This is a genomic window from Lysinibacillus sp. NPDC097231 (assembly GCF_044761885.1).
GTDB lineage: Bacteria > Bacillota > Bacilli > Bacillales_A > Planococcaceae > Lysinibacillus.
Window position 1 is genome coordinate 1 of the sequence record NZ_JBIWDH010000066.1, and the last position, 7522, is coordinate 7522.

The window sequence follows — 7522 nt, forward strand, 5'->3', positions numbered from 1 at the left end:
TCTAAAAATGGTGCGGGTGAAGGGAGTCGAACCCCCACGCCTTGCGGCGCTAGATCCTAAGTCTAGTGCGTCTGCCAATTCCGCCACACCCGCATTTTTTATTGGCAATTTAAATGGTGAGCCATGAAGGACTCGAACCTTCGACCCTCTGATTAAAAGTCAGATGCTCTACCAACTGAGCTAATGGCTCCAAATGGTGCCGGCTATAGGAATCGAACCCACGACCTACTGATTACAAGTCAGTTGCTCTACCTGCTGAGCTAAACCGGCATATGGTGGAGGATGACGGGCTCGAACCGCCGACCCCCTGCTTGTAAGGCAGGTGCTCTCCCAGCTGAGCTAATCCTCCTGGGTATTATGCCTAGCGACGTCCTACTCTCGCAGGGGGAAGCCCCCAACTACCATCGGCGCTAAAGAGCTTAACTTCCGTGTTCGGTATGGGAACGGGTGTGACCTCTTTGCCATCATCACTAGACTATTAACGGCTTTCAATATATGTCGTATTTCTTTGTCAGCTTCTGTCGTTTAGTCAGTCACGTACTTGAGTACGCTCCTTCCTTCTCTCCATCGTTTCCTCGAACTACTCGTATCTTGAAACCCTTATGTATTTCGTTTTGAAGTATTATCTGTCCTTCAAGACAAGAATTATTGTATAACGTTTTCTCACATTGTGCAATACTTTTTTATAAAAAAAAGAAATTATTACTTTTTGAAGATATTTTTGTTATGTAAGAGAAATTATCACTCTGCTACTCATTATAACAATTGTTTAATCAAAAGAAAACAATTAATTTATAATATCAAAAATACACGAAATTCTATGGGGTTATACTCTATTAATATATTTAATCATAGATTTTCATCCCTATTCTTACTCTAATTCACTTTTCAGATGAAAGACTATTTACAATCTTTCACCTGAAAAAGCATTAAATAGTAGAAAGTACCAGTTTTAATTGATCAATTTCCTCAAAAGTTGTTGCTGGGCCAAAAGAAATTCTAAAAAATTGGCGAGCCGCTTCCATAGAATAACCCATTGATAAAATCGCCTTGACACCAGATTCACTATGAATGTCACATGCACTTCCTGTAGAAATACATATCCCTGCTTCATTTAATTTTAACAAAACATATTGACCCTCCACTTTTTTCATTAAGATACCGCAAATATTAGGTAACTGATCCTTACACTCAACTAACTGACACGTTTCAGGCAAAATCTGCTTAAGGTATCGACGTAACATTACATAATGCTGACGATTATCATGATATTCGTCAATCGCTGTAGCAAAAGCGATAATTGCTGGTGTATCTAATGTTCCACCTCTTAATCCACGCTCATGTGTCACACCAGGTGTTAATGCTGGAACACGGAGTTTTGGATTCATATAAATAGCTCCACACCCTTTTGGTCCACCAATTTTATGAGCTGAAACAGTAATAGCATCCACTTCTTGAATTAAAGGGAGCTTACAAAAAGACTGCACACAATCTACATGAAAGTGAATGTTTGACTTTTTTGCTACCTCTGCAATTTTTTCCACAGGTTGAATAGAGCCTATTTCTGAATTAACATGTTGAATCGTTATTAAAGCCGTATCTTCACGTATCGCTTCTTGTAATTGTTCCACATCGATGCACCCATCTTGTTGTAAGGGTAATTTAGTTATCACAAAACCCATCTTCTCAAGTGTATTTAATGCAGCATATACGGATGTGTGTTCAGCTTGTGATGAAATAATATGCTTCCCTTTATTTGATGCTAAAGCTAAAGATAAAATTGCAATGAGATTACCCTCAGTTCCGCTTCCCGTAAAGATTACGCCATCACTGTTCACGCCAAGTGATTTTGCTACAACAGCTCTTGCCTGTTCAACGAAATAATTCGCTTGGCCCCCTACATCATGCAAGCTTGCACTATTCCCATAATACCGTTTCGCTATCTCATAATAAGCCTCAAGAGCTTTTGGAGTCATTGGAGATGTTGCTGCGTAATCTAGATAAATCACCTTATTCTTCCTTTCTGGTTTCAGGTCTTGTTTTCTCTTTTATTTTATGTAAAGATATGTGTCAAGACAACTGTAAAGAAGGTATAGTTATGAATGTAAAGACAGATGTACTTATTATCGGTAGTGGAATTGCTGCACTTCAAGCAGCTCGACTACTCGGAGAACACTTTCAAGTGCAGATTGTTACAAAGTCATCTGTTAATATGAGTAGTTCCTATCGCGCTCAGGGCGGAATTGCTGCCGTTACAAGTCAAGAAGATCACCCAACATTTCATATTGCTGATACGTTGACTGCAGGAGAAAATCATCATGAAAGAAGGAATGTTGAAGTACTTATCGAAAACGGCACCAATATTATACGTGATTTTCTAAAAGAGGGGTTCCCCATTGATCGTCAAGTAGATGGAGATCCAGCTCTGGGCTTAGAGGGAGCACATAGTCATCATCGTATCTTACATGCAGGTGGTGATCGTACTGGTCAAGTACTGATAAATTATTTGCTTGAACAGCTTACACCTAATATCGTTATTAATTGCTATGAAATGGCTTACGAGCTTTTATTGAATACAGCTGGAGATTGTATTGGAGTGCTAACAAGAGGAGAAAAAGGAACCAAACGTTATCTTGCTCATCACATTATTCTTGCTTCTGGAGGTGCAGGGGCTCTCTATTCTTGTACATCTAATTATGAAACAAGTACAGGAGATGGCATCGCTTTAGCATATCGCGCAGGGGCTGCCATCAGTGATATGGAATTTATGCAATTTCATCCAAGCTTACTGTGGTGTAATGGTGAAGCAAAGGGATTAGTCTCCGAGGCTGTACGTGGCCTTGGAGGAATTTTTGTTGATGCACAACGCCAGCCAATTATGAAAGGTATACACGCACAGCTCGATCTAGCACCACGCCATATTACAGCACTTGCGTTATTTAAAAAACGGCTTAATGGGCAAGAAACATTTATTGATATTTCAAGTATTGAGCAATTTGAAATAAAATTCCCTACAGTTGCCCAGCTTTGCCATGACAACCATATTAATCTACAGAATGGTTTGATTCCTGTAGCACCAGGAAGTCATTTCTTAATGGGCGGTGTTATTGCCGATAACATGGGAAGAACATCTATTCCAAATCTCTATGCAATTGGTGAAGTTGCTTGTACAGGGGTGCATGGCGCCAATCGTTTAGCTAGTAACTCTCTATTAGAAGGAATCACGTTTGGGCAAAGAATGGCCCAATTCGTTATTCAAAAAGGTTGCAATCAAAACAATTTCTCCATTGCTTTTAAACATTACCGATATCCAATGCCATTATTATTTACCAAAGATCAATTACGACAAACAATGATGCACACATTAGGCATTGTACGAAATCCTATCGACATGCAGCAATTCGTAAAACAATTGCCATCACTAAAAACACTTCTTGATGTTAATTTAGATGGGTTGAATCGACAGGAACTTGAACTTTATATGATGCATATTGTCGCTACATTAATGGTACATGCAGCCGTTGCACGACCAGAATCCCGCGGAGCTCATATTCGTACTGATAAACCACAGAATGACAGACAGTGGGAAAAACGGTGGATTATTTTTCTACAAGGACAGATGAAAGTGAGGAATTCATTATATGAATATCATCAAACTCGAGGAAATGCTCAAGCAATTTTTCAATGAGGATTTAGGAGATGGAGACTTATCGAGCGAATTTATTTTTTCTGCCGAACAGCAGGGATCTTTTTCTTTCTATGCGAAAGAAAGCGGAATTTTTTGTGGAGCGCCCATTATTGAGTATGGATTTCTTCTACTTGATCGGTTAATGAATATTACACTTTATAAAAAAGATGGAGATCAGGTAAATAACGGTGATGTGCTCGCTGTTATTCAAGGGCCTCTTCAAAAGCTGTTAATTGGTGAGCGTGTTATTTTAAATCTTATCCAACGCATGTCTGCTATCGCTACGGCTACAAATTTAGCAGTCCGTGAAACAGCAGGTACTGATGCGAAGATTTGTGATACACGTAAAACAATGCCTGGATTACGTATGTTAGATAAATATGCTGTTAGAGTCGGTGGCGCCTACAACCATCGCAATGGTTTATACGATACGATTATGCTAAAAGATAATCATATTGCTTTTGCAGGCAGTATTACCAAAGCAGTACAGGCTGCCCGTGCAAAAATTGGCCATACAGTTAAAATTGAAGTTGAAATCGAAACAAAAGCACAGCTACATGAAGCAATCGCAGCTGGTGCAGACATCATTATGTTTGATAATCGTAGTCCTGAAGAAATATGTGAATGGCTTCCCGCTGTTCCTCCACATATCTCTACAGAAGCTTCAGGTGGCATTACGCTTCACAATTTGAACACCTATGCTAAAACAGGCATCCAATGGATTTCACTTGGAGCACTAACACATTCAGTAAAAGCCTTTGATATTAGTGCACTTGTACAAACGAAAGGAGCTAACCCCTTTGTCCATCACTAGTTTATTACAACAAACGTCACTTCTACCAGAGCATTACCGTAGATTATCGAAAAATGAAATGGAATTTCGCATTAAAGCTATAAAAAAGAAATTAGGTAGTAAACTCTTCATTCCCGGACATCATTATCAAAAAGATGAAGTGATTCAATTTGCAGATGCAACAGGCGATTCCTTGCAGCTTGCTCAACTATCAGCAGCTAACAAAGAAGCTGAGTATATTGTGTTTTGCGGGGTACACTTTATGGCAGAAACAGCTGATATGCTTACGACTAATCAACAGCATGTTTACTTACCTGATATGCGTGCAGGCTGTTCAATGGCAGACATGGCAGATATATATCAGACAGAACAAGCATGGCCAATTTTACAGCACCTTTTTGGCGATACTATTATTCCGCTAACATATGTCAATTCTACTGCAGCTATTAAGGCATTTACTGGGCGACATGGGGGAGCCTGTGTAACATCGTCCAATGCAAACGATATGGTCAAATGGGCTTTTACACAAAAACAACGTATTTTCTTTTTACCTGATCAACATTTAGGTAGAAATACTGCGTACGATTTAGGAATTCCACTTCAAAACATGGCAGTTTGGAATCCACATACGAACACGCTTGAAACAGACCAATCCCCTGAAAATATCCAAGTAATTTTATGGAAAGGGCACTGTTCTGTTCATGAAGGATTTACAGTCGAGCATACGAAATTTGTACGTGAGGCACATCCAAATATGCGCATTATTGTTCATCCTGAATGTAGCCGTGAGGTTGTGGCAGCAGCAGATGAAGCTGGTTCTACAAAATATATTATTGATACGATTAATAAAGCACCAAGTGGCTCAGCATGGGCAATCGGTACAGAAATGAATCTTGTTAATCGTATTATTAAGCAGCACCCGGATAAGCAGATTATTTCCCTAAATGAGAACTTCTGTCCTTGTCTTACAATGAACCGAATTGACCTTCCTCATTTACTTTGGTGTCTAGAAAGCATTGAACAAGGGCAACCACATAATCGTATTCAAGTAGATCCTTACATTACAAAAGAAGCAATTAGTTCTCTCGAAAGAATGCTAATAAAAGCTTAAAAAACAAACCGTCTATCACTGCTGGTAGACGGTTTGTTTATAGATGTTGAATAACAATTGTTGAATTTCTTTCAGCAAATGTTTTATGCGCGAAAGCATAGCGACAGCGGCAAATGTTTTATGCGCGAAAGCATAGCGACAGCGGCAGATACAGAAGTCTCCCACCACTATAGTTGGTTAGAAGAATGTGGATTTAAGCTATTTTCAACGGGTGTCCAAACGTCCGCTGAAATAGAGGAACTCAGTCTAAGAACTCCACGTCCAGTGGCAATTTATCTGTGCGAAAGCGAAGCGACAGCAAAAGGGTCTTGTCTGTGCGATAGCGTAGTGCAAACGTAGCGGCAGCAACAATATACTACTGAGTGACTAACATCTTGTTGCTCTCGCTACGTTAGCACTGGCTTTCGCACAAAAAATATCCGCTGGCCCAAGCACAAAGTCAATTCCAGACGCAATTATGCAGAGGCATAATTGATTGAAAAGTTCATTCATTTATAGAATCTTCAAAGCTATCTTCATACAAAAAAAATGCAGTAGATGTAAATTACATCTACTGCATTTTTAGTATGACCCGTACGGGATTCGAACCCGTGTTACCGCCGTGAAAGGGCGGTGTCTTAACCACTTGACCAACGGGCCGATGGCGGAGAAGGAGGGATTTGAACCCTCGCGCCGGTTACCCGACCTACACCCTTAGCAGGGGCGCCTCTTCAGCCTCTTGAGTACTTCCCCAAATAAAAAATGGCTCCGAAGGCAGGACTCGAACCTGCGACAACCTGATTAACAGTCAGGTGCTACTACCAACTGAGCTACTTCGGAATAATGGTGGGCCTAAATGGACTCGAACCATCGACCTCACGCTTATCAGGCGTGCGCTCTAACCAGCTGAGCTATAGGCCCTTGGAGCGGGTGATGGGAATCGAACCCACGACATCAGCTTGGAAGGCTGAGGTTTTACCATTAAACTACACCCGCATTTATGGTGGGTCAGGACGGAATCGAACCGCCGACACTTAGAGCTTCAATCTAATGCTCTACCAACTGAGCTACTGACCCATATTTTTTAAAATTTAAATGGCGGTCCCGACCGGGATCGAACCGGCGATCTCCTGCGTGACAGGCAGGCATGTTAACCGCTACACCACGGGACCATTTTGGTTGCGGGGGCCGGATTTGAACCAACGACCTTCGGGTTATGAGCCCGACGAGCTACCACTGCTCCACCCCGCGTTAATAATATATTCTTTTCGAGTTTTTCAAGCACCATTTATAAAAATATAAACTGGAGGAGGTAGAGGGATTCGAACCCCCGCGCGGTGTTACCCGCCTGTCGGTTTTCAAGACCGATCCCTTCAGCCAGACTTGGGTATACCTCCGTAACAATATATAAATGGTGGACCTTGCAGGACTCGAACCTGCGACCGGACGGTTATGAGCCGTCTGCTCTAACCAACTGAGCTAAAGGTCCTTTAAGATGGCGGCAGAGGGGATCGAACCCCCGACCTTACGGGTATGAACCGTACGCTCTAGCCAGCTGAGCTACGCCGCCAGGATCTTTATACTGGTTATAATCTTATGGTGGAGCCTAGCGGGATCGAACCGCTGACCTCCTGCGTGCAAGGCAGGCGCTCTCCCAGCTGAGCTAAGGCCCCATGAAATGGTCGGAATGACAGGATTCGAACCTACGACCCCTTGGTCCCAAACCAAGTGCTCTACCAAGCTGAGCTACATTCCGAAATATATATGGCGCGCCCGGCAGGAGTCGAACCCACAACCTTCTGATCCGTAGTCAGACGCTCTATCCAATTGAGCTACGGGCGCTAATTACTAAAATAAAAATGGTGCCGAGGGCCGGAATCGAACCGGCACGGTAGTCACCTACCGCAGGATTTTAAGTCCTGTGCGTCTGCCAGTTCCGCCACCCCGGCAC

5 protein-coding genes, 19 tRNA genes and 1 rRNA gene are annotated in these 7522 nt (G+C 42.0%); 4 read left to right on the plus strand and 21 right to left on the minus strand.

Annotation, left to right across the window (positions count from 1 at the left end; translation table 11 throughout):
- Positions 1-8: 8 nt before the first annotated feature.
- The 6 genes from ACIQXF_RS22740 to ACIQXF_RS22765 all read right to left on the minus strand — a co-directional run bounded on the left by ACIQXF_RS22740 (position 9) and on the right by ACIQXF_RS22765 (position 2009).
- Positions 9-93: transfer RNA gene (locus tag ACIQXF_RS22740), tRNA-Leu, on the minus strand.
- A 21-nt stretch (positions 94-114) separates the two neighbouring features.
- A tRNA-Lys gene (locus tag ACIQXF_RS22745) sits at positions 115-190 on the minus strand.
- 4 nt (positions 191-194) lie between these two features.
- Positions 195-270 (minus strand) — tRNA-Thr (locus ACIQXF_RS22750).
- A 3-nt stretch (positions 271-273) separates the two neighbouring features.
- Positions 274-349 (minus strand) — tRNA-Val (locus ACIQXF_RS22755).
- Positions 350-359: 10 nt separating this feature from the next.
- A 5S ribosomal RNA gene (gene rrf, locus ACIQXF_RS22760) occupies positions 360-475 on the minus strand.
- A gap of 454 nt (positions 476-929) precedes the next feature.
- On the minus strand, positions 930-2009 hold the full coding sequence (locus tag ACIQXF_RS22765; protein WP_402788057.1) for a cysteine desulfurase family protein: 1080 nt from the start codon (positions 2007-2009) through the stop codon (positions 930-932).
- Positions 2010-2098: 89 nt separating this feature from the next.
- Here ACIQXF_RS22765 and nadB point away from each other — a divergent pair, with 89 nt between their 5' ends.
- From nadB to ACIQXF_RS22785, 4 genes are all read left to right on the plus strand, one after another.
- The gene (nadB, locus tag ACIQXF_RS22770; RefSeq protein ID WP_402788060.1) at positions 2099-3688 is read left to right on the plus strand and encodes an L-aspartate oxidase; all 1590 of its coding nucleotides are present in this window, start codon (positions 2099-2101) and stop codon (positions 3686-3688) included.
- Positions 3642-4502: a carboxylating nicotinate-nucleotide diphosphorylase gene (nadC, locus tag ACIQXF_RS22775; protein WP_402788063.1), complete on the plus strand. Its 861-nt coding sequence runs from the start codon at positions 3642-3644 to the stop codon at positions 4500-4502. Before nadB ends, nadC begins: the two co-directional genes overlap by 47 nt.
- On the plus strand, positions 4489-5592 hold the full coding sequence (nadA, locus tag ACIQXF_RS22780) for a quinolinate synthase NadA (RefSeq protein ID WP_402788066.1): 1104 nt from the start codon (positions 4489-4491) through the stop codon (positions 5590-5592). The genes nadC and nadA overlap by 14 nt, the downstream gene beginning before the upstream one ends.
- A gap of 78 nt (positions 5593-5670) precedes the next feature.
- Positions 5671-5931, plus strand: a complete 261-nt coding sequence (locus ACIQXF_RS22785; RefSeq protein WP_402788069.1) for a hypothetical protein — start codon at positions 5671-5673, stop codon at positions 5929-5931.
- Positions 5932-6159: 228 nt separating this feature from the next.
- Here the strand turns inward: ACIQXF_RS22785 and ACIQXF_RS22790 are convergent.
- The 15 genes from ACIQXF_RS22790 to ACIQXF_RS22860 form a co-directional block, all read right to left on the minus strand.
- Positions 6160-6231 (minus strand) — tRNA-Glu (locus ACIQXF_RS22790).
- Positions 6232-6233: 2 nt separating this feature from the next.
- Positions 6234-6324, minus strand: a tRNA-Ser gene (locus ACIQXF_RS22795).
- 10 nt (positions 6325-6334) lie between these two features.
- Positions 6335-6411 (minus strand) — tRNA-Asn (locus ACIQXF_RS22800).
- A 4-nt stretch (positions 6412-6415) separates the two neighbouring features.
- Positions 6416-6492 (minus strand) — tRNA-Ile (locus tag ACIQXF_RS22805).
- Between the two features lies 1 nt (position 6493).
- Positions 6494-6567 (minus strand) — tRNA-Gly (locus tag ACIQXF_RS22810).
- Positions 6568-6572: 5 nt separating this feature from the next.
- Positions 6573-6648, minus strand: a tRNA-Phe gene (locus tag ACIQXF_RS22815).
- Positions 6649-6667: 19 nt separating this feature from the next.
- A tRNA-Asp gene (locus ACIQXF_RS22820) sits at positions 6668-6743 on the minus strand.
- A 4-nt stretch (positions 6744-6747) separates the two neighbouring features.
- Positions 6748-6822: transfer RNA gene (locus ACIQXF_RS22825), tRNA-Met, on the minus strand.
- Positions 6823-6875: 53 nt separating this feature from the next.
- A tRNA-Ser gene (locus ACIQXF_RS22830) sits at positions 6876-6968 on the minus strand.
- Positions 6969-6983: 15 nt separating this feature from the next.
- A tRNA-Ile gene (locus ACIQXF_RS22835) sits at positions 6984-7060 on the minus strand.
- 7 nt (positions 7061-7067) lie between these two features.
- Positions 7068-7141, minus strand: a tRNA-Met gene (locus tag ACIQXF_RS22840).
- A 27-nt stretch (positions 7142-7168) separates the two neighbouring features.
- A tRNA-Ala gene (locus ACIQXF_RS22845) sits at positions 7169-7244 on the minus strand.
- Between the two features lie 6 nt (positions 7245-7250).
- Positions 7251-7327, minus strand: a tRNA-Pro gene (locus ACIQXF_RS22850).
- A 9-nt stretch (positions 7328-7336) separates the two neighbouring features.
- Positions 7337-7413, minus strand: a tRNA-Arg gene (locus ACIQXF_RS22855).
- Positions 7414-7431: 18 nt separating this feature from the next.
- Positions 7432-7520, minus strand: a tRNA-Leu gene (locus tag ACIQXF_RS22860).
- Positions 7521-7522 lie beyond the last annotated feature (2 nt).

Excerpts from the sequence above, each read along its gene's own strand:
- nadB (WP_402788060.1), top strand. The coding sequence starts at position 2,099 with ATGAATGTAAAGACAGATGTACTTATTATCGGTAGTGGAATTGCTGCA.
- nadC (WP_402788063.1), top strand. The coding sequence starts at position 3,642 with ATGAATATCATCAAACTCGAGGAAATGCTCAAGCAATTTTTCAATGAG.
- ACIQXF_RS22785 (WP_402788069.1), top strand. The coding sequence starts at position 5,671 with ATGTTTTATGCGCGAAAGCATAGCGACAGCGGCAAATGTTTTATGCGC.